Source organism: Salinarimonas sp. (genome assembly GCF_040111675.1).
Classification (GTDB): Bacteria; Pseudomonadota; Alphaproteobacteria; order Rhizobiales; family Beijerinckiaceae; genus Salinarimonas.
Window position 1 is genome coordinate 4397518 of record NZ_CP157794.1, and the last position, 22613, is coordinate 4420130.

The window sequence follows — 22613 nt, forward strand, 5'->3', positions numbered from 1 at the left end:
AATCGTTCGGACCCGAGGGGATCCCATGGCCGACCAGAAGGCCGATGCCGGCGAGAGCCTGCTCCGCACGCCGCTCCACGATCGCCACGTCGCCGCGGGCGCGCGCATCGTGCCTTTCGCCGGCTATTCCATGCCGGTGCAGTACCCCACGGGCATCCTCGCCGAGCATCTCTGGACGCGCTCGCAGGCCGGCCTGTTCGACGTCTCGCACATGGGCCAGGCGGCGCTCGCCGGCCCGGACCACGAGACCACGGCCCGGGCGCTCGAGACGCTCGTCCCCGCCGACATCGTCGGCCTGAAGCCCGGCCAGCAGCGCTACACCCAGCTCCTCACGGACGACGGCGGCATCCTCGACGACCTGATGGTGTCCCGCCCGCTGGCGGAGGAGGAGCAGGGCCACCTCTACCTCGTCGTCAACGCGGGCACCAAGGAGGGCGACTACGCCCACATCGCCGCTCGCCTCCCCGCAAACGTCCAGCTGATCCGCGGCGACGACCGCGCGCTCGTCGCGCTCCAGGGCCCCGCCGCCGAGGCGGTGATGCGGGACAAGGGCTGCGCCGCCTCCGAACTCGTCTTCATGCGCACCGGCTGGTTCGATCTCGACGGGGCGCGCGCCCACATATCCCGCTCCGGCTATACCGGCGAGGACGGGTTCGAGATCTCGGTGAAGGCCGACGAGGCCCCCGGCATGTGGGATTTCCTCCTCACCGACGAGCGGGTGAAGCCGATCGGGCTCGGCGCCCGCGATTCACTCCGGCTCGAGGCGGGCCTGTGCCTGTACGGGCACGACATCGACACCACGACGAGCCCCGTCGAGGCCGGCCTCACCTGGTCGATCCAGAAGCGCCGGCGCGAGGAGGGCGGCTTCCCGGGCGCCGAGCGCATCCGCCGCGAGCTGGCCGAGGGCCCCTCGCGCGTGCGCGTCGGCATCGCGCTGGAAGGCCGCGCCCCGGCCCGCGAGGGCGCGGCGATCACGACGCCGGAGGGCGAGGGCGTCGGCGTCGTCACCTCCGGCGGCTTCGGCCCGAGCGTCGAGCGCCCTGTCGCCATGGGCTACGTCAAGCCGGAGGTCGCCGAGATCGGTACGCCGCTGCACTGCGTCGTGCGCGGGCGCCCGCTCGCCGGCCTCGTCGCCCCCCTCCCCTTCACGCCGGCGCGGTTCAAGCGCTGACCTCATCGCCGATACGAAACGAGCCTTAAAGGAGGCCGCCATGACCGTGCGCTACACCAAGGATCACGAATACATCCGCGTCGACGGCGACGTCGGCACGGTCGGCATCACCGACTACGCCCAGGGACAGCTCGGGGACGTCGTCTACGTGGAGCTCCCCGAGGTCGGCAAGACCGTCGCCAAGGGCGGCGAGGCGGCCGTGGTGGAGAGCGTCAAGGCGGCCTCCGAGGTCTACGCTCCCGCCTCGGGCGAGGTGGTCGAGGTCAACGGCGCGCTCGAGGGCGCACCGAACGCCATCAACGAGGACCCGCTCGGCACGGGCTGGTTCATGAAGCTGAAGCTCTCCGACCCGTCCGAGCTCGACGCCCTGATGAGCGAGGCGGACTACCAGGCCTACGTGAAGTCGATCTCGTAAGCGGAGGCGCGCATGAGCGGCGAGGGCATCGATCATCTCTACACGGCGACGGTGCGCTGGGCGCGCGGGGACGGCGACTTCCTCGGCTCGGCCTACGACCGAGGCCACACCTGGATCTTCGACGGCGGCATCGAGGTGCCGGCGTCGGCCTCGCCGCTGAACGTGCCCTTTCCCTGGTCGCGCGCCGAGGCGGTCGATCCGGAGGAGGCCTTCGTCGCGGCGATCGCGAGCTGCCACATGCTCGTGTTCCTCTCCATCGCGGCGAAGAAGCGGTTCCTGGTCGAGGCCTACGAGGACGCGGCGCGCGGCGTGATGACGCCGAACGCGGACGGCAAGCTCTGGGTCTCGCGGGTGACGCTCGATCCGAAGATCGCCTGGGCCGGCGAGCGCCGGCCCGACGCGGCGACGATCGCCGCCATGCACCACCTCACTCACCGCGAGTGCTTCATCGCCAACTCCGTCCGCACCGAGATCGTGGTCGCGGGCGTCGACGACGGCCATTGAGCCGAAACCCGACCGAAACTGCACGAGACGAAGACGGATTCGATCATGCGATACCTGCCTCTGTCCCCCGACGACCGCGCCGAGATGCTGGCCAAGATCGGCGTCTCGCGGATCGACGATCTCTTCGTCGACGTGCCGAGCGACAAGCTCCTCACCGAGCCGCTGGACCTGCCCCGCCGCAAGGGCGAGCTCGAGGTCGAGCGCGTCCTCGGCCGGATGGCGGCCAAGAACGTTCCGGCCTCCTCCGTGCCCTTCTTCGTCGGCGCGGGCGCCTACAAGCACCATGTGCCGGCGACGGTGGACCACCTGATCCAGCGCTCGGAATTCCTGACGAGCTACACGCCCTACCAGCCCGAGATCGCCCAGGGCACGCTGCAATACCTGTTCGAGTTCCAGACTCAGGTCGCGGCGCTCACCGGCATGGAGGTGGCGAACGCCTCCATGTACGACGGCTCCACCGCCGCCGGCGAGGCGGTGCTGATGGCCCACCGCGTGACGAAGCGCAGCAAGGCGATCCTCTCCGGCGGCCTGCATCCGCACTATTCCGAGGTGATCGAGACCCTCTCCGAGATGGCGAACGACCGCGTCGTGCGCATGCCGGCGGACGTGACCGCCGCCGAAGACATCGTCTCGAAGATCGACGAGGAGACCTCCTGCGTCGTCGTGCAGACGCCCGACGTGTTCGGGAACCTGCGCGACCTGCGCCAGATCGCCGACGCCGCGCACGCCGCCGGCGCGCTGCTCATCGCGGTCTTCACAGAGGTGGTGTCGCTCGGCCTCGTCACGCCGCCGGGCGCCATGGGCGCGGACATCGTCGTGGGCGAGGGCCAGTCGATCGGCAACGCGCTCAATTTCGGCGGGCCTTACGTCGGCCTGTTCGCCGCGCGCCAGAAGCACGTGCGGCAGATGCCCGGGCGCCTGTGCGGCGAGACGGTGGATTCGGAAGGGCGCCGCGGCTTCGTGCTGACCCTCTCCACCCGCGAGCAGCACATCCGCCGCGACAAGGCGACCTCGAACATCTGCACGAATTCGGGCCTGTGCTGCCTCGCCTTCACCATCCACATGACGCTGCTCGGCCAGGCCGGGCTCACCCGGCTCGCGCGGATCAACCACGCCGCCGCGGTGAAGCTCGCAGACCAGCTCGCCGGCGTGCCGGGGGTGGAGGTGGTGAACCGGGCCTTCTTCAACGAGATCACGCTGCGTCTGTCGAAGCCGGCGGCCGCGGTGGTGGAGCGCCTCGCGGGCGAGGGCGTTCTGGCCGGCGTGCCCTATTCGCGCCTCGCGCCGGAGGCGGGGCTCGACGACCTCTTGCTGGTCGCTTCCACCGAGGTGAACTCGGACGAGGATCGGCAGGCGCTGGTCGACGGGTTGAAGGGGGCGCTGTCGTGACCCCTCCCCTGTCATCCCCGGCCGGAGCGTGCGCGGCACGCGGAGGGGAAGGGGACCCAGCACGACTCTTCGCCGCGAAGCGGCGGCGATCGGCGGCGACCAGCCGCCTGGACGGCGGCTATGGAGCGCCTTCGGCGCATCATTCTTGCGCTGGGTCCCCTTCCCCTGCGGTCGCTTCGCGACCTCCGGCCGGGGATGACACCGTCGCGCATACCTCCCCCCTCATCGAATGAATCCCCAGCACGGAGCCCTCTCATGCTGAACCGCCAAGGACGTCCCACCGCCGCCGGGTCCGCGGAAGCCGCCGAGAGCGCCGGCACCTTCACCGGCAACCGCGCGCTGATCCAGGAGGAGGCGCTCTCCTTCGAGATCGGCCGATACGACGTGACCGGCGTCGATCTCGACGAGCCGGAGGAGGTCGCGCCCCGTCTCGGCGGCCTCGAGCGCCGGGGCGAGATCGGCATCCCCGCGCTCTCCGAGCCGGAGACGATGCGCCACTTCGTCAAGCTCTCCCAGAAGAACTACGGCATCGACACCGGCGTCTTCCCGCTCGGCTCGTGCACCATGAAGCACAATGCCCGGCTCAACGAGAAGATGGCCCGTCTGCCGGGCTTCGCGGACGTGCACCCGCTCCAGCCGGTCTCGACCGTGCCGGGCGCGCTCCAGCTGATGGACGAGCTCGCCCGCTACCTCGTCACGCTCACCGGCATGACGACCGTCGCGCTCTCGCCCAAGGCCGGCGCGCACGGCGAGCTCTGCGGCATGATGGCGATCAAGGCCGCCATCGTGGCCAAGGGCGAGGCGGAGACCCGCACCGTCGTGCTCGTGCCCGAGAGCGCCCACGGCACCAACCCGGCGACGGCCGCGCTGCTGGGCTTCACCGTGCGCGACGTGCCCGCGGCGGAGGACGGCACCGTGCGCGTCGAGGCGGTGCGCGCGCTGATCGGCCCCGAAGTCGCCGCGATCATGCTCACGAACCCCAACACCTGCGGCCTGTTCGAGCCGCAGATCGTCGAGATCGCGGATGCGCTGCACGAGGCGGGCGCCTACTTCTATTGCGACGGGGCGAACTTCAACGCCATCGTCGGCAAGGCGCGGCCCGGGGATCTGGGCGTCGACGCCATGCACATCAACCTGCACAAGACCTTCTCGACGCCCCATGGCGGCGGCGGGCCGGGCTCCGGGCCGGTGGTGCTCTCCGAGCGCCTCGCGCCCTTCGCGCCGACGCCCTTCGTCACGAAGGAGGCCGACGGGAGCCTCACCCTGGTCGAGCATGCGGGCGATGCGCCGGACGGCCAGCCGTTCGGGCGCATCACCGCCTTCCACGGCCAGATGGGCATGTATGTCCGCGCGCTCTCCTACATGCTCTCCCACGGCTCGGACGGCATGAAGCAGGCCTCCGAGGACGCGGTGCTCAACGCCAACTACGTGCGCGCCGGCCTCGCCGACCTGATGAGCCTGCCGTTCCCGGACCACCCGTCCATGCACGAGGCGCTGTTCGACGACGAGTGGCTCAAGGACACCGGGGTCTCCACCCTCGACTTCGCCAAGGCGATGATCGACGAGGGCTACCACCCGATGACGATGTACTTCCCCCTCGTCGTCCACGGCGCCATGCTGATCGAGCCGACGGAGAGCGAGAGCAAGGCCTCGCTCGACCTGTTCGTCGCGGCCCTGCGCGATCTCGCCATGGCCGCGAAGGCGGGCGACACGAAGCGGTTCTCCGGCGCGCCCTACCACGCCCCGCGCCGGCGCCTCGACGAGACCCGCGCGGCCCGCCAGCCGATCCTGCGCTGGACGCCGCCGGAGCCGGTGCGCGAAGCGGCGGAGTGATGACAGCGGCCGGCGCGTCTGGGACCATCGGCCCATGACGCGCCGATTCGCCTGCTTCCTCGCAGCCCTGCTCCTCGTTGCGCCCGCCGCGGCGCAGGAGAGCGCCTACACCACGCTCGCCTTCGAGACCGGCTGCAGGGTGGTCTCGGAATCCGGCCCCGACGAGCCGCCCTGGGTCGAGCTGATCTGCGACGGCTTTCGGGACTACCCGGTCCACGTCTCCGACGACGGCGAGCGCATGAGTCTCGCCTACGGCTTCGCGCCGGACGAGCGGGACTGGATGAGCTTCCAGACCTTCAACCGCGTCCACGACACGATCGAATGGCGGCTCGCCGGCGGCAGGCCCGTCGCCACGATCCACCGCTGGTTCGTGTCCGATCTCGACGGCGGCGAGCGGCAGGTGCTCGTCGTCTCGCGCGTCTGGCAGCCGGACGGCGCGCCCGGCTGCCGCGTCGGCTTCGTGGACGCGCAGGCCAACGCCGACGCGAACGTGCTGGCCCGCGAGATCGCCGACACGCACGCCGCGGGGTTCGCGTGCGGCAAGGAGATCCCCGCTTGGCGCGGCGCCACGACCCCGGCGACGCCGGCGCCGGCGCCCTAGGAGGCTGTCCAGCTAATTCGTTCTGCGACGCGAGTGCGTTTCGTTCGCGGGACGCGTTCGCCCCGTCTCATCCGGCCGGCCTCGGTCGGTTGTGAGCGGCGACGAGCTTCGCGATGTTGTGAGCGGTGCAGACGAGCGCCCATTCGGCCCTGACGGCGCCGAGGCCGCGCAAGAGGAGCTGGCGCATCCCGCGATCCTGCTTGATCTGCCCGAAGACGGGCTCGACGACCTGCTTGCGCAGCCTGTAGCGGCTGCGCCGCCCGGCGCGGGCGAGCGTCTCGGCCATGGCCCGGGTCAGGGGTGATTTCGAGAGGCGCCGCTCGGTCGCCGGGACCCCGGTGGCGTGCTTGGCGCGGCCGACGGCGACGTAGGCGCGGATGCGGCGCGCCTTCAGGGCGCCGAGGTTCGCCTCCGAGCAGAAGCCGGCGTCCGCCGAGATCTCGCGGGGCTTGGCTCCGAGATTGCGGCGCACGGCGTCCACCAGGGGGACGAGGGCGTCGACGTCGCCCGGATTGCTCTGGAGGCGGTGGGCGACGATCACCTGGTGGGCGGCGTCGACGGCGATCTGGGCGTTGTAGCCCTGGATGAAGCCGTCGCGGGTCGGCTGGATGCGGCTGTCGGGGTCGGTGAAGTTGCGCTGCGCCTTGTCCGGCGGGCCGCCGTCGGGCGCGCGCTTGGGCCGCCCGCGATCCTGCATGCCGCTGGAGGGACCGGGGCCGTCCTCGTCCTCGCCGCCCGCCGGCGCCGCCGCCTCGGCCTCCAGCGCGGCCTTGGCCGCCCGGATCCGCTCCAGCCGGCGCAGCTTGTCCGCCGCCCAGTCCGGCATCTCGTCCCCGCGCCGCTCGCCGTGCGCGGCATCCTCCTCGCGGTCCGCCGTCTCGGCCCGGTCGAGCCAGCCCGCCACCGCATCGGCCAGCGCCGGCTCCGCGCTCTTCATGCGGCCATAGCTCATCGCCTTGTGCCGCGAGGCGTTCGCCTTGATCTTCGTGCCGTCCAGAGCGACGTGCCCGAGCTGCACCAGTCCCGCCGCCCGGCACAGGCGCAGCACCTGCTCGAACAGGCGCCCCAGCGCCTTGAGATGGCGCTTGCGGAAGTCCGCGATCGTGCGGAAGTCCGGCCGCTGCAGGCCCGTCACCGCCATGAAGTCGACCCGCTCCTCGCAGGCTCGCGCCAGCTGGCGCGAGGAGTAGACCCCGCGGCTGTAGCCGTACAGCAGAAGCGCCACCATCATCGCCGGATGATACGGCGGATAGCCTCGCAGCTCGATGTAGGCGCTCAGGATATCCCGCAGATCCAGCCCCTCACGCACCGTCTCGCGCACGAAGTGCGCCGCGTGCCCAGGCGGGACGAAGTCGTGAATGGACGGCGGCAGAAGCCAGCTCTGCTCGACATCCCAGGGGCGAAACGTCTTGCTCGTGCTCATGAAACAAGAGAATCACGACCGGATTCCCACGTCCAGAAAATTACTCGGACAGCCTCCTAGCGCCCCGGGACCGGACCGTCCACCGCCGGTGGCGGCGAGCGACCTAGAGGATCACCGGCCCGCCGCCGCCCGCACCTCCGCCGGTCGTGCGACCGCCGCCGGTCGTCGTGCGCGCCCGCGGATCGAGGCGCAGGTTGTTCTGGACGTGGGAGACCCCGCCCGTGTCCTCCGCCATGTCCTCCACGTAGCGCTTGTGGACGCGCGAGGGCACGGTTCCCTCGAGCGTCACCTCGCCGTCGCGGATGTGGAGCTCGATCGTCGTGGCGTCGATGTGCGGATCATCCGTCAGGCGCTCGGCCAGGTCTTCGAGGATGCGCGCGTCGGAGCGACGGTAGCCGCGCGGCCCGCGGCCGCGATGGCTCTCGCCGAAGACCTCGCGCGGGAACACACGCTCCGGGTCGGGCTCCTCCAGCCCCGGCCCGACCACCTCGCGGTAGTCGGCATAGCCCCCGCCGGAGCCGTAGCCGCCGGCGGAGGAGCCCGCGTGCCGGGCGCGCCGGTCGAGCGCGCCCTCGTCGTCTTCGTCGTTACGGCCGCCGGCCATGGCTCAGCGCTCCCCGGTCGTGCGGCCCGACCCGTGAGCCGTGCCGGTGTCGCCGATGCGCTGGCCGGTGCGCGGACCGGTCGCCGGCTCCTCCGGCGGCTCGCGGCCGATGGAGCCCGGCTCGCGGGCGCCCGAGGCCTCGCCGAAGGTGGTGCGCCCACCCTCGGCGTGGCGGACGACGCGCAGGTTGTTCTGCGTGTGCGTCACGCCGGAGACGGCATCCGACAGGTCCTCGGCGCGCCGTTTCATGGTGCGGCTCGCCACCGTTCCGTCGAGGGTCACCTCGCCGTTCTCGACCCGGACCGAGATCTCGCTCGCGTCGACATGCGGGTCGTCGGTGAGCCGGTCGTGCACGTCCTCGGAGATGCGCGCGTCGGTGCGCCGGTAGTTGCGCGGGCCCCGTCCGCGATAGTCCGGCGCGCGATGATCCGGCTCCTGGTCGCGCCCCGTGCGGTGGGCGTCGGCCTCCTCGACCCCGCCGCCCTGGCCGCGATAGAGGCCGCGATCGGGCCTCGTCTGGTAGTCGCGGTAGTCGGCGTAGGGCCCGCGCCGGGCGCTCGTGTAGCCGCGGTCGTAGTCGACGGCGTCGGTCCCCGAGCGAGTGCGCGGCTCGCCGCCCTCGTAGGCGCCCCAGCCGCGTCCGCGGCGCCCGCGCGGAGCGGGGCCGCCGCCGACGCTCGACAGCTGGCCCTCGTAGAAGGCCCGCATCGGCGTCGTCGTGCCGAGCTCGTCGCCGTAATCGCCGTAGTCGCCGTAATCCCCGTGGCGCTGGCTGTTCGGGTCGTAGCCGACGCGGTTCGGCGGCCCCGGCGGCGGCGAGCCTCGCCCGCCGAGATCGACCGGGCGGTCGTAGTCGTCGGGGTCGAACTCCTCGTAGCCGCGGCCGGTCATGCCGAAACGGTCGCGCTCCGCGGCGTCCCGCGGCGGCAGCCGCCCGCCCGCGCCGGCGCCTCGATGCCTGTCTCCGGGACCTCTCATGGCGGTCTCCTGTCGCTGGCCGCGAGGAGGCCTCTCGGAGGCGTCTCGGAGGCGTCCCGCGCGGCGGTGAACCCGTTACGCCGCGAACCGCGGGACGGGGGGCAGGGTTCCGCTCCGGCGGACCCGGAGCGCCATCTTGACCAAGCCTTGGTCAGGGAATAGCTGAACGTGAGGAGGACGTCATGAAGCAGGTCAATCTCTACGAAGCGAAGACGCGCCTTTCCCAGCTGGTCGACGACGCCGGCGAGGGGGAGACGATCGTCATCGCCAAGGCCGGCAAGCCGATCGCGAAGCTCGTCCCGCTCGATGCGTCGCCGAGCGGCGTGCGCATCGGCCTGCTGCGCGGCAAGATCGAGGTGCCGGCGGATTTCGACGCGCCTCTTCCGGACGACGTCCTCGACGCGTTCGAGGGACGAAACGACAGGTGAGGCTCCTGCTCGACACGCATATCGTCCTGTGGCTGCTCACCGCCGATTCAAGGCTGCCCGCCCAAGCCACAGTCGAGGTCGCGGCGGCGAGCAAGGTGTTCGTGAGCGCGGCGAGCTTCTGGGAGCTGGCGATCAAGACCGGGTTGGGCCGCCTCGATCTGGATCTTCACGAGCTCGCCGACGGCGTGGTGGATTCGGGAATGGAGATTCTCCCCGTCGGCATCGAGCACGCGATCGCGGTGCGCCGGCTTCCCCGGATACATCGGGACCCGTTCGAACGGATGCTGATCGCGCAAGCACGGCATGGACGGCTTCGGCTGCTGACTGCGGACAAGGCGCTCGCCGCCTTCGGCGAGAACGTCACCGTCGTGTAGATACCTTTGCCCGCCGCCCGCGTGTTTTCGTTGACACGCCCCCGGCTTTACCTAGAATCGTGCTCCGCGGCCGCCCTCTGGGGCGGCGCTTTCTTTTTCGGGGCGCGCGTGCGCGCGCGCATCCGCTCGAGACGAGGATGGACCCGTGAGCTCGCCGATCCTGCCGACCTACGCCCGCGCCGACGTGGCCTTCGAGAAAGGCGAAGGGGCTTGGCTCGTGTCGCGACGCGGCGAGCGCTATCTCGACTTCGGCTCGGGCATCGCGGTGAATTCCGTCGGGCATTCGCATCCCCACGTCGTCGCGGCCCTGGTCGAGCAGGCGCAGAAGCTCTGGCACGTCTCGAACCTGTTCCAGATCCCGGAGGGCGAGCGGCTGGCCCAGCGCCTCGTCGACGCCACCTTCGCCGACCGGGTGTTCTTCTCGAACTCGGGCGCCGAGGCGAACGAGGGCGCCATCAAGATGGCGCGCCGCTACCACTACGTGAACGGTCATCCGGAACGCTTCCGCGTGCTCACCTTCGAGGGCGCCTTCCACGGCCGCACCATCGCGACGATCGCGGCGGGCGGGCAGAAGAAGTATCTCGAAGGCTTCGGCCCGAAGGCGGAAGGCTTCGATCAGGTGCCCTTCGGCGACCACGAGGCCATGCGCGCCGCCGTGACGCCCGAGACGGCGGCGATCCTGGTCGAGCCGATCCAGGGCGAGGGCGGCGTCCGCGCCGTGCCGCACCAGTGCCTGCGCGGCCTGCGGGCCCTGTGCGACGAGGCCGGCATCCTCCTGATCTATGACGAGGTGCAGACGGGCGTCGGGCGCACCGGCAAGCTCTTCGCCCACGAATGGGCGGGGCCGGAGGCGCGCCCCGACATCATGACCGTCGCCAAGGGCATCGGCGGCGGCTTTCCGATGGGCGCCATCCTGTGCACCGAGGAGGCCGGCCGCGGCCTCGCGCCCGGGACGCACGGCACGACGTTCGGCGGCAACCCGCTCGCCATGGCGGTGGGCAACGCCGTCCTCGACGTCGTGCTCGCCGACGGCTTCCTGGAGAACGTGCGCCGCGTCGGCCTGCTGCTGAAGCAGCGCCTCGCCGAGCTGCGCGACCGGCATCCGACGATCGTCGAGGAGATCCGCGGCGAGGGGCTGATGCTCGGCCTGCGCTGCCGTGCGCTCAACGGCGACGTCGCCGCCGCCATGCGCGAGGAGAAGCTGATCGGCATTCCGGCGGGCGAGAACGTCGTGCGCCTGCTGCCGCCGCTGATCGTCACGGAGGTCGAGGCGAACGAGGCCGTGCGCCGGCTCGACGCCGCCTGCGCCGCGCTCGAGCGCGCCGCGTCCGCGTCGCCCGAGGTCTCCGCCGCGGCGGGAGCACGCTGATGAACGCCCCCGTCAAGAGCGCCGCGCCGGCGACCCGCCATTTCACCGACCTCACCGCCCTGCCGGGCGACGAGCTGCGCCGTATCCTCGACCTCGCGGCGCGGATCAAGCACGCGCGCCGGCGCGGCGAGCGTCAGCGCGAGCGCCCGCTCGAGGGCAAGACCCTGGCGATGATCTTCGACAAGCCCTCGACCCGCACCCGCGTCTCGTTCGACGTCGGCATGCGCGAGCTCGGCGGCGAGACCCTGATGCTGACCGGGGCGGAGATGCAGCTCGGCCGCGGCGAGACCATCGCCGACACGGCCCGCGTGCTCTCGCGCTACGTCGACGCGATCATGATCCGCATCCTCGAGCACGACATGATGCTGGAGCTCGCCGAGGCGGCGAGCGTGCCGGTGATCAACGCGCTCACCAAGCTCTCCCACCCCTGCCAGATCATGGCGGACGTGATGACCTTCGAGGAGCATCGCGGCCCCATCGAAGGCCGGACCGTGGCCTGGACGGGCGATTCGAACAACGTGCTGGCCTCCTGGGTGCACGCGGCGGCGCGCTTCCGCTTCACCCTGCGCATCGCCACCCCCGCCGAGCTGGCCCCGCCGGCGGAGCTGATCGCCTGGGCGAAGGCCGAGGGCGCGGACGTCGTCGTCACCACCGATCCCGCGGCCGCCGTCGCCGGCGCGGACGCCGTCGTGACCGATTGCTGGGTCTCCATGGGCGACGAGGACGAGGGGCGCCGCCACAATCTCCTGAAGCCGTATCAAGTGAACGAAGCCCTTATGGCGAAAGCCGAATCGGACGCCATATTCATGCATTGCCTCCCCGCCCACCGCGGCGAGGAGGTGACGGACGCGGTCATGGACGGGCCGTGCTCCGTGGTGTTCGACGAGGCGGAGAACCGTCTGCACGCGCAGAAGGGGGTTCTCGCCTGGTGCTTCGGGATTCAGGAATGACAGATACGCAATTCGAGGGCGTCGACAACGTCGTGCTCCCCTTCGCCGTCGAGGCCCTCGACGTGCGGGGACGGGTGGTGCGGCTGGGCGACGCCGTCGACACGCTGGTGGCGCGCCACGGCTATCCGGACGCGGTCGCCCGCGTCGTGGGCGAGGCGGCGGCGCTCACCGCGCTCCTCGGCTCCGCGCTCAAGTTCGACGGGCGCTTCCAGCTGCAGACCAAGACCGACGGGCCGATCGAGATGATCGTCGTCGACTACGACGCGCCGGACCGGCTGCGCGCCTTCGCGCGCTTCGACGCGGAGCGCGTGGCGCAGGCCGGCGGGCAGGACGCCGCGCGCGCGGACAAGCGCACCGACGTGGGCGCGCTCCTCGGCCACGGGCTCCTCGCCATGACCATCGACCAGGGGCCGGAGATGCGCCGCTACCAGGGTCTCGTCCCGCTGGAAGGGCAGAGCCTCGAGGAGGCCGCGCATCAATATTTCCGTCAGTCCGAGCAGATCCCCACCCGTATCCGCCTCGCGGTGGCGGAGGAGATCACCGGCGGTGCCGACCGCGCCTATCGCGCCGGCGGGCTGATGGTGCAGTTCCTGCCCTCCTCGCCGGAGCGCCAGCGCCAGGCCGAGCTGCCCCCCGGGGACATTCCGGAGGGACATCCCGCGCACGAGGCGGCCCAGCCGTCGGAGGACGACGCCTGGGTCGAGGCGCGCTCCCTCGTCGAGACGATCGAGGATCACGAGCTGATCGACCCGGCCGTCTCCAGCGAGCGGCTGCTGTTCCGGCTCTTCCACGAGCGCGGCGTGCGGGTGTTCGAGCCGCAGGGCATCCGCGAGGCCTGCCGCTGCTCGCGCGAGCGCATCGTCTCGGTGCTGACGAGCTTCCCGCCCGACGACCGCCGCGAGATGATCGCCGACGACGGCTCGATCCGCGTCACCTGCGAGTTCTGCTCGCGGGTCTACGGCTTCGACCCGAGCGAGATCGAGGAAAAGGCCGAGCAGGAGGGGTGAGCGGGCGCCGCCGAACGGGCATTCGACAGACGGCGCCTCGATCGCGGTCCAGAAGCTGCTACGCCACCGCGCCGATCCCCAGGATCGCCAGCAGCAGCAGGATCAGGAACACCGCGATGAAGATGAAGAACAGCACCTTCGCGATGGTGGCCGCGCCCTTGGCGACGCCGGTGAAGCCGAGCGCGCCGGCGACGAGCGCGATGACGAGGAATATCAAGGCCCATTCGAGCATGGCCGGTCTCCTTTACGGATGGTGAGAGGAAAGGCGGGGCGCGTCAGAGGCGCGCCGCCTGGAGGGCGTGGGCGACGCGGTCGTCGCGCTGGTGGTCGCCCGGGCCGATCGGCCCGTAATCCCCGCGCAACGCCTTGAGCGCGTGCCGCTCGGTGTCGATCTCGCGCTCGGTGCGGATGCCCATGGCGCGCAGCGCCGGGACGGGCACGCACCAGCCCTGGATCGCGTGCTGGAGCACGAAGGCGCCCACCAGCGCCGGCAGCGCCAGGAAGCGCCTGTCGGCGAAGGCGCCGAGCAGGGTCCCGCCGAGCACGGCGGCCCCGGCATAGCTCTCGAGCCAGCGCTCCACGTCCCATTCGGCGTCGAGCTCGCGCAGGCGGGCGTCGATCTTGTCCGGATGGCGGGCGTGATAGCGCACGCTCGAGTTGATGCCGTGGTCGATGCGGGCGTTGTCTTCGTCGCTCGTGTGGCGGCGCACGCGCGTCGCCGTGTCGGGGAAGGTCATCGCTGTCGTCATGCGGCCGGCTCCCGGGTCTGTGGCGCGGTGAACGCGCGAGACCTAGGAAACGATCCAGCCGCGACGGCCTCTGGTCACGGCCGGCGCCGCGGCATAGGCTGTCCGGACGGGTGTGCGGCTCGGGAGCGCGGCATGAACCGGCCGGGATGGCATCGCGACGACCTGCGGCAGGTCGGGCACGATTTCGAGGACGAGACGACGGTCGCCGTCTACGATGCGCGCCAGGGGACCACCGACGAGGCGAGCCGAGCGCTCGCGACCGCGCTGGGCGTCGGCCCGGGCGTGCGCGTGATCGAGCTCGGCCCGGGAACCGGCGCCTTCGCGGTCGCGGCGGCCGAGACCGGAGCGGAGGTGGACGCGGTCGACGTCTCGGCGGCGATGCTGCGTGCGCTCGCGGCCCGGGCGGACGCCGCCGGGGTGCGCATCGCTCGCCATCGGGCGGGCTTCCTCACCTACGAGCACGCGGGACCGCCGGCGGACCTGATCGTGACCCGGTACGCCTTCCACCATCTGCCCGATTTCTGGAAAGGCGTGGCGCTCCTGCGGCTGCGCGCCATGCTGCGGCCCGGCGGACGGCTCTACCTGAAGGACGTCGTCTTCTCGTTTCCGCTCGAGCGGTACGAGGAGGGGATCGAGGGCTGGATCGACCGGATGACCTCCGGCGGGGACGGGTGGTCGCGCGACGATTTCGAGACGCACGTCGCCGAGGAGCACTCGACCTTCGACTGGATCCTGGAGGGGCTTTTCGCCCGTTCCGGGTTCGCCGTGATCGAGAAGACGCGCTCGGACGACACCTATTGCGCCTACCTGCTCGAGCGCGCCGGGTGACGGCTCATCCCGCCTCGCGCGGACGCAGCGCCGTCTCCCGCCGGCCGAGAAGGCGCTTCGCCCGCGCCTTGCCCGTGTGGAGGAGCGCCTCGACCCGGGCGAGGCGCGCGGCCTCGCGCGCGAGGCCCCGGCCGTCGGCGCCGGGCGCGGGGTCGATCAGCGTATCCGAGAAGGCGATGCGGTCGGTCCACAGGGCCTCGACCGGATGGCCGGGCACGGCGCAGGAATCGACCCGCTCGGCGAAGCGCCCGGCGCGGGTCTCGCGGGCGACGCGGGCGTGCAGCAGCATGCCGGGCGAGGTCTTCGCCCGCGCCTCGTCGTAGGCGGTCTTGAAGGTGGCCGCGCGGGCGCCGGCGACGAGATGCAGGTCCGCCGCCACGGGCGCGCCGCCGACGGCGAGGAGATCGACCACGATCCGCGGGGCCTGCGCCGCGCCCGTGAGCGCGTCCCGCGCGAAGCGGGTCGTGTCCGCGCGGCTCGCGAGCGCCGTGCCGGCGGCGCCCTTCCAGCCGGCGCCCTCGAGCGCGAGGAGCGCCTCGACGCCCGCCTCCGCGTCCGGGCCGGCGAGCGTGCGCGCGGCGAGGTCGCCCTCCTCGGCGAGGCGGCGCTCGAGCCGGCGCAGCTTGCTCAGGTACTTGGCCGAGGCGAGCCCGGCGAGCGGGTCCGGGCGCGCGTCGGGCGGCTCCGGGCGAACGAGCGCCGCGCGCTCATGCATCCCGAGGCGGGCCTCCGCGCCGCCGCAGGCGCGCAGGGCCGCGGCCAGCGCGTCCCGCGTCGCGCCCTGCGCGAGGAGCGGCAGGCGCAGACGCGCGCCCGGCGCGTGCAGGGCGAGGGCCGCCAGCAGGCCCTCCGCCGCGACGAGGGGGTCCTCCCCGTCGAGAAGCGGGGTGGAATCCACCGCCATGGCGTGCGTGAAGGCCGCGAGCAGGCGCGGGCGCACGAGCGGGATCGGGCGCTGCGCCACGAGCGGGAGGAACGCCAGCAGACGCGGGTGCGCCGCGCCGCGGGTCTCGATCACGACGGCGCAGGAGACCGGGGCGCGCGCGCAGGTCTCGACGAGGGGAACGAGGAAGTCCGGGCCGTAGAAGGGATTCGGGTCCGCGGCGCGGTGGAGCAGGTCGGCCCAGGCCGCGCGCAGCTCCGCGTCCGTCGCGAGCGCCGTGAGCGGCCGCAGGTCGAGCCGTATCGTCCGTCCCTCCCGCGTCGCCATCGAGCCGCCTCCGTTTCGCCGTCGGCAGACCGCTAGCAGAGCGGGCCTAAGGCGGGGTTACGGCGGCGCGTCGGCTCAGCGCTGCGCGTCGGCTTGGCGCAGGCGCGCCCAGCTGTCGGGCTGGACGACCATGCCGCGGATCGCCTCGAGATTGGCGGCGACCTCGGCCGGAGCGAGATCTCGCGCGAGAACCTCCTCCGCCTCGTCCATCTCGCCCTGCAGGCCGAGCACGAGGGCGAGGTTGCGGCGCACGCGCGCGTCCGCCTGCGGATGCGCGGCCGCCTGGCGCAGCTTGTCCTCGGCCTCCGGCAGCTTGCGGCTCAGGGCGAGGGAGAGGCCGTAATTGGAGAGCACGGAGGGCTCGCCGGGCGCGATGTTGAGCGCCGCCTCGTAGAAGCGCTGCGCGCGATCCGGCTCCCCGAGCTGGTCGGCGACCGTGCCCTGGGCCGAGAGGATGCGCCAGTCCGGACGCTCGGGGCTGTGCGCGCGGGCGAGCACCTCCTGCGCCTCGCGCAGGCGCCCGGCGTCGGCGAGCGCGCGGCCGTAGGCCCCGGCGAGCGTCGTGTCCTCGCGATTGCGGATCGCGGCCTGCTGGAGCACGGCCACAGCCTGGGCGCGCTGGTCCAGCCGGCGCAGGATCGTGGCGTAGGCGATCGCGACCTGCGCATCCGCGGGGTCGCGGGCGTTGCGACGGGCGAGCGTCTCGGCGGCGCTGCGCAGATCGCCCGGGCTCAGGGCCGAGATCCGGCTCGGATCGACGGCGCCGGTCGTGGTCGGGCCGCGGCTGAGGCAGCCCGCCGTGGCGAGCGCCAGCGCGACCGCGACGACGAGAGCGGGCGCTCGGCGGGCGGCTCGCCCGCATGCCCCCGTCGCTTTCGAACCCCGCATCGTCAGCTCCCTCGCTCGTGGCCCGCGACAGCCTCCGCGAAGCCGCACCAAACCGTTGACGGTGATAATCTTTTAACCCTAACAGCATGTTAACGCCGCCGCGCGCGCCGGTCCCGCCGCGGCACGCCGACGGCCTTGCCAAGGCCCGTCCGCAGCCCGATAAATCCCGTCGACATCCGTCCGGAGTGATCATGTCCCATCCAGCCCTCGAAGCAGACGCCTCTGCGCCCGCCATTCCCGTCCACGTGGTCGACGCCGAGAGCTGGCCCGCCCTGCGCGACGGGCTCGCGCCGCGCGAGCGCCGCTTCGCCGAGGCGCAGGGCTTCGCGCCGAAGCCGGGGCGCACCGTGATCCTGCCCGACGAGGAGGGCGGCGCCGCGCGCGTCGTCGCCTGCCTCGACCCCGCCGATCCCTTCGCCGCCGGGCGGCTCGCCAGCCTCCCCGCCGGCCTCTACCGCCTGGAGCCCGCGCCCGCGCGCGCGGCGCTCGCGACGCTGGGCTTCGCTCTGGGAAGCTACCGCTTCACCCGCTACAAGAGCGCCGGGCGCAACGGCGCGGAGGACGGTGCGGATCCTGGCGCGGAGAAGGCCCGCGCCCGCCTCCTCGTGCCTCCGGGCGTCGACGCCGGGGAGATCGCCCGCATCGCGGAGGCCGTCGCGCTCGGGCGCGACCTCGTCAACACGCCGGCGAACGATCTCGGGCCGGACGGCATCGCCGACGCCGTGGTGGCGCTGGCGGAGCGGCATCACGCCTCGGTCTCGGTGATCGAGGGCGAGGACCTCTTGGCGCGCGGCTTCCCGATGATCCACGCTGTGGGCCGCGCCGCGGACCGGGCGCCGCGCCTCGCGGACCTGACCTGGGGCCCCGCCGACGCGCCGAAGGTGACGCTGGTGGGCAAGGGCGTCGCCTTCGACACCGGCGGGCTCGACATCAAGCCCTCCTCCGCCATGGCCCTGATGAAGAAGGACATGGGCGGCGCCGCCGCCGCCATCGCCGCGGCGCAGATGATCATGGCGGCGAACCTGCCCGTGCGCCTGCGCCTGCTCGTGCCGGCGGTGGAGAATTCCATCTCGGGCGCGAGCTTCCGCCCCGGCGACGTGCTGGCGAGCCGCAAGGGGCTCACCGTCGAGATCGGCAACACCGACGCCGAGGGCCGGCTCATCCTCGCCGACGCGCTCGCGCTGGCCGACGAGGAGACGCCGGACCTCCTCGTCGATTTCGCGACGCTCACCGGCGCGGCGCGGGTGGCGCTCGGGCCCGACCTGCCGCCCTTCATGACCGACGACGAGACGCTCGCGGCGGATCTCGCCCGGCTCTCCGCCGCGGTGCACGACCCGGCCTGGCGGCTGCCGCTGTGGAAGCCCTACGACAAGCTGCTCGACTCCAAGATCGCCGACGTCAACCACATCTCGGGCGGCCCGCATGCCGGCGCGATCACGGCGGCTCTGTTCCTGCGCCGTTTCGTGTCGAACGCCAAGTCCTACGTTCATTTCGACATTTTCGCCTGGAACCCGTCGGCGAAGCCCGGACGGCCGGAGGGCGGGGAGGTGCAGGCCGCGCGGCTCGTGCACGCCCTCGTCGCGGAGCGCCATGGCGCGGCGTAGCCGCCGCGGCGACGGGTCCCTGGCTTTTATCTGGGAATCGGCGCGCAAGCCTCTGGCGGGGAACGCGAAAGGCTGCTCGTATAGCGCGGTTGCGCGAGCGCGGAGGGGTGGCATGGAAACGACGACGGATCGGCGGCGGCGGGGGCACGCCCGATGAGCGCGCCCGTGAACCTGCCGCGCTGGGCGGACGTCGCCCTCGTGCCCGCGGTGAGCGTCGTCGCCGCCTTCCTGGTCGCGGGTCTCGTCGTGCTGTTCATCGGCGAGGACCCGCTCACGGTGACCCGGGTGCTGATCTACGGCTCGCTCGGCAACGGCTACAGCCTCGGCTTCACCCTGTTCTACGCGACGAACTTCATCTTCACCGGGCTCGCGGTGGCGGTGGCCTTCCACGCGGGCCTCTTCAACATCGGCGGCGAGGGCCAGGCGATGCTCGGCGGGGTCGGGCTCGCGCTCGCCCTGCTCTTCCTGCCGGTCCCCGCCTTCCTGGCGATCCCGCTCGGCATCCTCGCCGCGGCCGCCTTCGGCGCCTTCTGGGGCCTGGTGCCGGGCTATCTCCAGGCCTATCGGGGCAGCCACATCGTCATCACGACGATCATGTTCAACTGGCTCGCCTCGATCCTCTCGGTCTACCTCCTCGTCAACGTTCTGCGGCCACCCACCGCCATGAACCCCGAGACGCCGCTCTTCCCGGAGGCGTCGTTCGTGCCCTCCATGCACGAGCTGGGCGCGCTCGTCGGTCTCGAGCTGCCCCGCTCGCAGCTGAACGCCTCGCTCCTGCTCGCGCTGGTCGCGGCCTATCTCGTGTGGCTGCTGATCTTCCGCTCGCGGCTCGGCTACGCCATCCGCACGGTGGGCGCGAACCCCGCCGCGGCGGTCTATGCCGGCATCTCGCCGCGCTCGGTGACGGTGATCGCGATGGCGATCTCCGGCGCGCTCGCCGCCGGCCTCGCGGTGAACGAGCTGATGGGCTACCAGCACCGGCTGATCCTGGAATTCACCTCCGGCTACGGCTTCGTCGGCATCGCCGTGGCCTTGATGGGCCGCGGGCATCCCGTGGGCATCATCCTCGCCTCGCTGCTCTTCGGCATGCTCTACCAGGGCGGCGCCGAGCTCGCCTTCGAGGTGCCCGCCATCACCCGCGACATGATCGTCGTGATCGGCGGCGTGCTGATCCTGTTCGCCGGGGCGCTCGACGGCCTGTTCAAGCGCCTCGTCGCCGGGGCCTTCGCGGGCCGCGCCCGCCAGCCGGTCGCGAAGGAGGCCTGAGACATGGAGCTGACCGGCCTCCTCGCGCTCGCCGAATCCACGCTGCGCCTGTCGATCCCGCTGCTCTGCGCCTGCCTCGCCGGCCTCTGGTCCGAGCGCTCGGGCGTCATCGACATCGGGCTCGAGGGCAAGCTGCTGATCGCCGCCTTCGCCGCGGCGGCGACGAGCTACACGACGGGCTCCGCCTATTGGGGCCTCCTCGCGGGCATCGGCGCCTCGACGCTCTTCGCGCTCGTCCACGGCTTCGCCTCGATCTCGCAACGCGGCAACCAGATCGTCTCGGGCGTCGCCATCAACATGCTCGCGGCCGGGCTCACCGCCGTGATCGGCAACGCCTGGTACGGCGAGGGCGGGCGCACGCCGCCGCTCGAGGGCGACCAGCGCTTCCTCGCCCTGTTCGACATGTCGGAGGCGCCGCGGCTCGTGCAGGTGCTGCTCGGCCAATCGTTCCTGGTCTATCTCGCGCTCCTGCTCGTGCCGCTGACCTGGTACGTGCTCGCCAAGACCCGCTTCGGCCTGCGCCTGCGCGCGGTCGGCGAGAAGCCCGCCGCGGTCGACACGGCCGGCATCTCGGTGACGGGCCTGCGCTATTCCGCGGTGATCATCGCCGGCGTGTTCTGCGGCATCGGCGGCGCCTATATCGGCACGGGCCTCTCGGCGGGCTTCATCCCGGCGATGACGGCGGGCAAGGGCTTCATCGCGCTCGCCGCCCTGATCTTCGCCAAGTGGCGCGCCTGGCCGGCGCTCGCCGCCTGCGTCCTGTTCGGCTTCCTCGAGGCGCTCTCGATCCGCCTGCAGGGCGTCGAAATCCCGGGCCTCGGCGAGGTCCCGGTCCAGGCGATCCAGGCGCTGCCCTACGCCATGACCGTGATCCTGCTCGCCGGCTTCGTCGGCCGCGCCATCCCGCCGCGGGCGGCGGGCCAGCCCTACGTGAAGGAGCGGTGATGCCGGACCGGGCGACCATCGACGACCTGTTCGCGGCGGCCAAGGCGGCGCAGGCGCGGGCCCATGTGCCCTATTCGCGCTTTCCCGTCGGCGCGGCGATCCGAGACGAGGCGGGGCGCGTCCACGCGGGCGCCAACGTCGAGAACGCCGCCTACCCGCAGGGCTCCTGCGCGGAGGCGGCGGCGATCACGCGCATGGTGGTGGAGGGCGGCACGCGCATCGCCGAGATTCTGGTGATCGGCGAGGGCGACGTGCTCTGCACGCCCTGCGGCGGCTGCCGCCAGCGCATCCGAGAGTTCGCGCGCCCCGACACGCCGATCCACGTCGCCGGCCCGGAGGGGGTGCGCCGCACCTTCACGCTCGACGCGCTCCTGCCCTATTCCTTCGGGCCCGACAATCTCGAGAGCGCGGGAGACGCGACGTGACCACCTTCTCCTACGCCCAGCGCGTCGACGAGGCCGTGGCGGCGATCCGCGCAGGCGGCATCGACGACCGCGGCATCGACGGGCCCTTCGCCTGCGCCATGGTGCTCGGCACCGGGCTCGGGCCGCTGGCGGACAAGCTGGAGGACGCCGTCGCGATCCCCTTCGGCGACATTCCCCACTTCCCGAGGAGCGGCGTCTCCGGCCACAAGGGCCGGCTCGTGGCCGGAAGGCTCGAGGACAGGCGCGTCCTCGCCTTCCAGGGCCGCGCCCATTTCTACGAGCACGGCGACCCGGCGGTGATGCGCGTCGCCATCGGCGCGATCGCCGCGCTCGGGGCGCCGCCGCTGCTGCTGACCAACGCCGCCGGCTCGACCCGGCTCGACATCCGTCCGCCGAGCCTGGTGGCCTTGTGCGATCACATCAGCCTGTTCGGGAAGAACCCCCTCGTCGGCGAGGCGGACGACAAGCGCTTCGTGCCGATGTCCGACGCCTACGACGCCGCCCTGCGGGCGACCCTCGCGGCGGCGGCCGAGCGGGCGGGCGTGACGCTGCGCGAGGGCGTCTATCTCTGGGCGCCGGGACCGTCCTTCGAGACGCCGGCCGAGATCCGCATGGCGCAGACCCTCGGCGCGGATCTGGTCGGCATGTCGACCGTTCCCGAGACGATCCTGGCGCGCTTCTACGGCCTGCGGGTCGCCGGCCTGTCCACGGTCACCAACCTCGCCGCGGGGCTGGAGGGGGCCAACCCGAGCCACGCCGAGACGAAGGAGGTCGGCGGCGAGGCCGGCCCGCTGCTGGAAACGGTGGTGCGCGCCTTCGTCTCGCTCCTCGATCCATCAGGAACGCCATGACCGACGACACAGACGCCGCGCGCGCCCTCGCCCGGCGCGCCATCGGGCTCACCGATCTCACCAATCTCGACGAGACCTGCACCGAGACCGCCATCGACGCGCTCTGCGTCCAGGCGAAGGGCGGGGGCGCGACGCCGCCCGTCGCCGCCGTGTGCGTCTGGCCGCAATTCGTCAGCCGCGCCAAGGGGGCCCTGCGCGGCTCCGGCGTGAGCGTCGCGACCGTGGTCAACTTTCCGACCGGGGGCGAGGACGTCGAGCGCGTCGTCGAGCAGACCCGCGAGGCCCTGCGCGACGGCGCCGACGAGATCGACCTCGTCCTGCCCTGGCGCGCTTTCCTCGACGGCGACGTCGAGACGGCGCGGGGCATGCTCGCCGCCGTGCGCGAGCGCGTCTCCGCCGACCGGGTGCTGAAGGTCATCCTGGAGACCGGCGAGCTGAAGGATCCGGACGCCGTCCGCCGCGCGTCGGCGCTCGCGATCGAGGAGGGCGCGGACTTCGTCAAGACCTCCACCGGCAAGACGCCCGTCTCGGCGACGCCCGAGGCCGCGCGGATCATGCTGGAGACGATCGCGGCGACGCCGCACCTGAAGGTGGGCCTCAAGCCCTCGGGCGGCATCCGCACGCTGGAGCAGGCGAAGACCTATCTCGACCTCGCCGACGAGATCATGGGTCCCGGCTGGGCCACCCCCGCCACCTTCCGCTTCGGCGCGAGCGGGCTGCACAAGGCGCTGGTCGGCCTGCTCGAAGGCGGCGGCGAGGCGCCGGCGCCCGGTTCGTCGTCCCCTGGCGGGAGCTATTGAG

At 72.3% G+C, this 22613-nt stretch carries 25 protein-coding genes; 18 read left to right on the forward strand and 7 right to left on the reverse strand.

The window, feature by feature from the left end; genetic code table 11:
* Window positions 1-25: 25 nt before the first annotated feature.
* From gcvT to ABL310_RS20340, 6 genes are all read left to right on the forward strand, one after another.
* Window positions 26-1171 (forward strand): glycine cleavage system aminomethyltransferase GcvT, encoded by a 1146-nt coding sequence (gcvT, locus tag ABL310_RS20315; RefSeq protein ID WP_349368815.1) that lies wholly within the window; start codon window positions 26-28, stop codon window positions 1169-1171.
* Between the two features lie 40 nt (window positions 1172-1211).
* The gene (gene gcvH, locus ABL310_RS20320; RefSeq protein ID WP_349368816.1) at window positions 1212-1586 is read left to right on the forward strand and encodes a glycine cleavage system protein GcvH; all 375 of its coding nucleotides are present in this window, start codon (window positions 1212-1214) and stop codon (window positions 1584-1586) included.
* 12 nt (window positions 1587-1598) lie between these two features.
* Window positions 1599-2090 carry an OsmC family protein gene (locus tag ABL310_RS20325; protein ID WP_349368817.1) on the forward strand — a complete coding sequence of 164 codons (492 nt, stop codon included), beginning with the start codon at window positions 1599-1601 and terminating at the stop codon, window positions 2088-2090.
* A 45-nt stretch (window positions 2091-2135) separates the two neighbouring features.
* Window positions 2136-3479: an aminomethyl-transferring glycine dehydrogenase subunit GcvPA gene (gene gcvPA / locus ABL310_RS20330; protein ID WP_349368818.1), complete on the forward strand. Its 1344-nt coding sequence runs from the start codon at window positions 2136-2138 to the stop codon at window positions 3477-3479.
* Between the two features lie 255 nt (window positions 3480-3734).
* On the forward strand, window positions 3735-5312 hold the full coding sequence (gcvPB, locus tag ABL310_RS20335) for an aminomethyl-transferring glycine dehydrogenase subunit GcvPB (RefSeq protein ID WP_349368819.1): 1578 nt from the start codon (window positions 3735-3737) through the stop codon (window positions 5310-5312).
* A 34-nt stretch (window positions 5313-5346) separates the two neighbouring features.
* On the forward strand, window positions 5347-5913 hold the full coding sequence (locus tag ABL310_RS20340) for a hypothetical protein (RefSeq protein WP_349368820.1): 567 nt from the start codon (window positions 5347-5349) through the stop codon (window positions 5911-5913).
* Window positions 5914-5980: 67 nt separating this feature from the next.
* Here ABL310_RS20340 and ABL310_RS20345 read toward each other — a convergent pair whose 3' ends face one another.
* The 3 genes from ABL310_RS20345 to ABL310_RS20355 all read right to left on the reverse strand — a co-directional run bounded on the left by ABL310_RS20345 (window position 5981) and on the right by ABL310_RS20355 (window position 8918).
* Entirely contained in the window at window positions 5981-7336 is a 1356-nt protein-coding gene (locus ABL310_RS20345) for an IS1182 family transposase (protein WP_349368221.1), read from the reverse strand.
* 103 nt (window positions 7337-7439) lie between these two features.
* Complete coding sequence (locus ABL310_RS20350; protein WP_349368821.1) at window positions 7440-7940, reverse strand: BON domain-containing protein; 501 nt, start codon at window positions 7938-7940, stop codon at window positions 7440-7442.
* 3 nt (window positions 7941-7943) lie between these two features.
* On the reverse strand, window positions 7944-8918 hold the full coding sequence (locus ABL310_RS20355; protein WP_349368822.1) for a BON domain-containing protein: 975 nt from the start codon (window positions 8916-8918) through the stop codon (window positions 7944-7946).
* A 182-nt stretch (window positions 8919-9100) separates the two neighbouring features.
* On the opposite strand from ABL310_RS20355, the gene ABL310_RS20360 reads away from it, so the two are divergent.
* The 5 genes from ABL310_RS20360 to ABL310_RS20380 all read left to right on the forward strand — a co-directional run bounded on the left by ABL310_RS20360 (window position 9101) and on the right by ABL310_RS20380 (window position 13046).
* The gene (locus tag ABL310_RS20360) at window positions 9101-9346 is read left to right on the forward strand and encodes a type II toxin-antitoxin system Phd/YefM family antitoxin (protein ID WP_349368823.1); all 246 of its coding nucleotides are present in this window, start codon (window positions 9101-9103) and stop codon (window positions 9344-9346) included.
* On the forward strand, window positions 9343-9720 hold the full coding sequence (locus ABL310_RS20365) for a type II toxin-antitoxin system VapC family toxin (protein ID WP_349368824.1): 378 nt from the start codon (window positions 9343-9345) through the stop codon (window positions 9718-9720). The genes ABL310_RS20360 and ABL310_RS20365 overlap by 4 nt, the downstream gene beginning before the upstream one ends.
* 145 nt (window positions 9721-9865) lie before the next feature.
* A complete protein-coding gene (locus tag ABL310_RS20370) occupies window positions 9866-11089 on the forward strand; it encodes an aspartate aminotransferase family protein (protein ID WP_349368825.1) in 1224 nt (407 codons plus the stop codon).
* Complete coding sequence (gene argF, locus ABL310_RS20375) at window positions 11089-12039, forward strand: ornithine carbamoyltransferase (RefSeq protein ID WP_349368826.1); 951 nt, start codon at window positions 11089-11091, stop codon at window positions 12037-12039. Before ABL310_RS20370 ends, argF begins: the two co-directional genes overlap by 1 nt.
* Entirely contained in the window at window positions 12036-13046 is a 1011-nt protein-coding gene (locus tag ABL310_RS20380) for an Hsp33 family molecular chaperone (protein WP_349368827.1), read from the forward strand. The genes argF and ABL310_RS20380 overlap by 4 nt, the downstream gene beginning before the upstream one ends.
* A gap of 58 nt (window positions 13047-13104) precedes the next feature.
* On the opposite strand, the gene ABL310_RS20385 is transcribed toward ABL310_RS20380, so the two are convergent.
* Entirely contained in the window at window positions 13105-13278 is a 174-nt protein-coding gene (locus ABL310_RS20385) for a DUF1328 domain-containing protein (protein ID WP_349368828.1), read from the reverse strand.
* 43 nt (window positions 13279-13321) lie between these two features.
* Entirely contained in the window at window positions 13322-13795 is a 474-nt protein-coding gene (locus ABL310_RS20390) for a DUF2892 domain-containing protein (protein WP_349368829.1), read from the reverse strand.
* A gap of 132 nt (window positions 13796-13927) precedes the next feature.
* Here ABL310_RS20390 and ABL310_RS20395 point away from each other — a divergent pair, with 132 nt between their 5' ends.
* Entirely contained in the window at window positions 13928-14623 is a 696-nt protein-coding gene (locus ABL310_RS20395) for a class I SAM-dependent methyltransferase (protein ID WP_349368830.1), read from the forward strand.
* Window positions 14624-14627: 4 nt separating this feature from the next.
* Here the strand turns inward: ABL310_RS20395 and ABL310_RS20400 are convergent, their stop codons facing one another.
* Window positions 14628-15833 (reverse strand): GNAT family N-acetyltransferase, encoded by a 1206-nt coding sequence (locus tag ABL310_RS20400; protein WP_349368831.1) that lies wholly within the window; start codon window positions 15831-15833, stop codon window positions 14628-14630.
* A gap of 75 nt (window positions 15834-15908) precedes the next feature.
* Window positions 15909-16721, reverse strand: coding sequence for a hypothetical protein (locus ABL310_RS20405; RefSeq protein WP_349368832.1), 813 nt, complete (start codon window positions 16719-16721; stop codon window positions 15909-15911).
* Window positions 16722-16912: 191 nt separating this feature from the next.
* Here ABL310_RS20405 and ABL310_RS20410 point away from each other — a divergent pair, with 191 nt between their 5' ends.
* The 6 genes from ABL310_RS20410 to deoC all read left to right on the forward strand — a co-directional run bounded on the left by ABL310_RS20410 (window position 16913) and on the right by deoC (window position 22612).
* A complete protein-coding gene (locus ABL310_RS20410; protein WP_349368833.1) occupies window positions 16913-18325 on the forward strand; it encodes a leucyl aminopeptidase family protein in 1413 nt (470 codons plus the stop codon).
* Window positions 18326-18478: 153 nt separating this feature from the next.
* Window positions 18479-19591, forward strand: coding sequence for an ABC transporter permease (locus ABL310_RS20415; protein ID WP_349368834.1), 1113 nt, complete (start codon window positions 18479-18481; stop codon window positions 19589-19591).
* 3 nt (window positions 19592-19594) lie between these two features.
* Window positions 19595-20536 (forward strand): ABC transporter permease, encoded by a 942-nt coding sequence (locus ABL310_RS20420; RefSeq protein WP_349368835.1) that lies wholly within the window; start codon window positions 19595-19597, stop codon window positions 20534-20536.
* Window positions 20536-20961 (forward strand): cytidine deaminase, encoded by a 426-nt coding sequence (cdd, locus tag ABL310_RS20425; protein ID WP_349368836.1) that lies wholly within the window; start codon window positions 20536-20538, stop codon window positions 20959-20961. Before ABL310_RS20420 ends, cdd begins: the two co-directional genes overlap by 1 nt.
* The gene (locus ABL310_RS20430; protein WP_349368837.1) at window positions 20958-21812 is read left to right on the forward strand and encodes a purine-nucleoside phosphorylase; all 855 of its coding nucleotides are present in this window, start codon (window positions 20958-20960) and stop codon (window positions 21810-21812) included. The genes cdd and ABL310_RS20430 overlap by 4 nt, the downstream gene beginning before the upstream one ends.
* Entirely contained in the window at window positions 21809-22612 is an 804-nt protein-coding gene (gene deoC, locus ABL310_RS20435; protein ID WP_349368838.1) for a deoxyribose-phosphate aldolase, read from the forward strand. Before ABL310_RS20430 ends, deoC begins: the two co-directional genes overlap by 4 nt.
* Window position 22613: the final 1 nt, after the last annotated feature.

Excerpts from the sequence above, each read along its gene's own strand:
- ABL310_RS20355 (WP_349368822.1), bottom strand. The coding sequence starts at position 8,918 with ATGAGAGGTCCCGGAGACAGGCATCGAGGCGCCGGCGCGGGCGGGCGG.
- ABL310_RS20410 (WP_349368833.1), top strand. The coding sequence starts at position 16,913 with ATGTCCCATCCAGCCCTCGAAGCAGACGCCTCTGCGCCCGCCATTCCC.
- ABL310_RS20395 (WP_349368830.1), top strand. The coding sequence starts at position 13,928 with ATGAACCGGCCGGGATGGCATCGCGACGACCTGCGGCAGGTCGGGCAC.
- ABL310_RS20340 (WP_349368820.1), top strand. The coding sequence starts at position 5,347 with ATGACGCGCCGATTCGCCTGCTTCCTCGCAGCCCTGCTCCTCGTTGCG.
- gcvT (WP_349368815.1), top strand. The coding sequence starts at position 26 with ATGGCCGACCAGAAGGCCGATGCCGGCGAGAGCCTGCTCCGCACGCCG.
- ABL310_RS20390 (WP_349368829.1), bottom strand. The coding sequence starts at position 13,795 with ATGACGACAGCGATGACCTTCCCCGACACGGCGACGCGCGTGCGCCGC.
- ABL310_RS20345 (WP_349368221.1), bottom strand. The coding sequence starts at position 7,336 with ATGAGCACGAGCAAGACGTTTCGCCCCTGGGATGTCGAGCAGAGCTGG.
- ABL310_RS20350 (WP_349368821.1), bottom strand. The coding sequence starts at position 7,940 with ATGGCCGGCGGCCGTAACGACGAAGACGACGAGGGCGCGCTCGACCGG.
- gcvPA (WP_349368818.1), top strand. The coding sequence starts at position 2,136 with ATGCGATACCTGCCTCTGTCCCCCGACGACCGCGCCGAGATGCTGGCC.
- ABL310_RS20420 (WP_349368835.1), top strand. The coding sequence starts at position 19,595 with ATGGAGCTGACCGGCCTCCTCGCGCTCGCCGAATCCACGCTGCGCCTG.
- ABL310_RS20325 (WP_349368817.1), top strand. The coding sequence starts at position 1,599 with ATGAGCGGCGAGGGCATCGATCATCTCTACACGGCGACGGTGCGCTGG.
- deoC (WP_349368838.1), top strand. The coding sequence starts at position 21,809 with ATGACCGACGACACAGACGCCGCGCGCGCCCTCGCCCGGCGCGCCATC.
- ABL310_RS20360 (WP_349368823.1), top strand. The coding sequence starts at position 9,101 with ATGAAGCAGGTCAATCTCTACGAAGCGAAGACGCGCCTTTCCCAGCTG.
- ABL310_RS20405 (WP_349368832.1), bottom strand. The coding sequence starts at position 16,721 with ATGCGGGGTTCGAAAGCGACGGGGGCATGCGGGCGAGCCGCCCGCCGA.
- ABL310_RS20380 (WP_349368827.1), top strand. The coding sequence starts at position 12,036 with ATGACAGATACGCAATTCGAGGGCGTCGACAACGTCGTGCTCCCCTTC.
- ABL310_RS20385 (WP_349368828.1), bottom strand. The coding sequence starts at position 13,278 with ATGCTCGAATGGGCCTTGATATTCCTCGTCATCGCGCTCGTCGCCGGC.
- ABL310_RS20415 (WP_349368834.1), top strand. The coding sequence starts at position 18,479 with ATGAGCGCGCCCGTGAACCTGCCGCGCTGGGCGGACGTCGCCCTCGTG.
- argF (WP_349368826.1), top strand. The coding sequence starts at position 11,089 with ATGAACGCCCCCGTCAAGAGCGCCGCGCCGGCGACCCGCCATTTCACC.
- cdd (WP_349368836.1), top strand. The coding sequence starts at position 20,536 with ATGCCGGACCGGGCGACCATCGACGACCTGTTCGCGGCGGCCAAGGCG.
- gcvPB (WP_349368819.1), top strand. The coding sequence starts at position 3,735 with ATGCTGAACCGCCAAGGACGTCCCACCGCCGCCGGGTCCGCGGAAGCC.
- ABL310_RS20400 (WP_349368831.1), bottom strand. The coding sequence starts at position 15,833 with ATGGCGACGCGGGAGGGACGGACGATACGGCTCGACCTGCGGCCGCTC.
- gcvH (WP_349368816.1), top strand. The coding sequence starts at position 1,212 with ATGACCGTGCGCTACACCAAGGATCACGAATACATCCGCGTCGACGGC.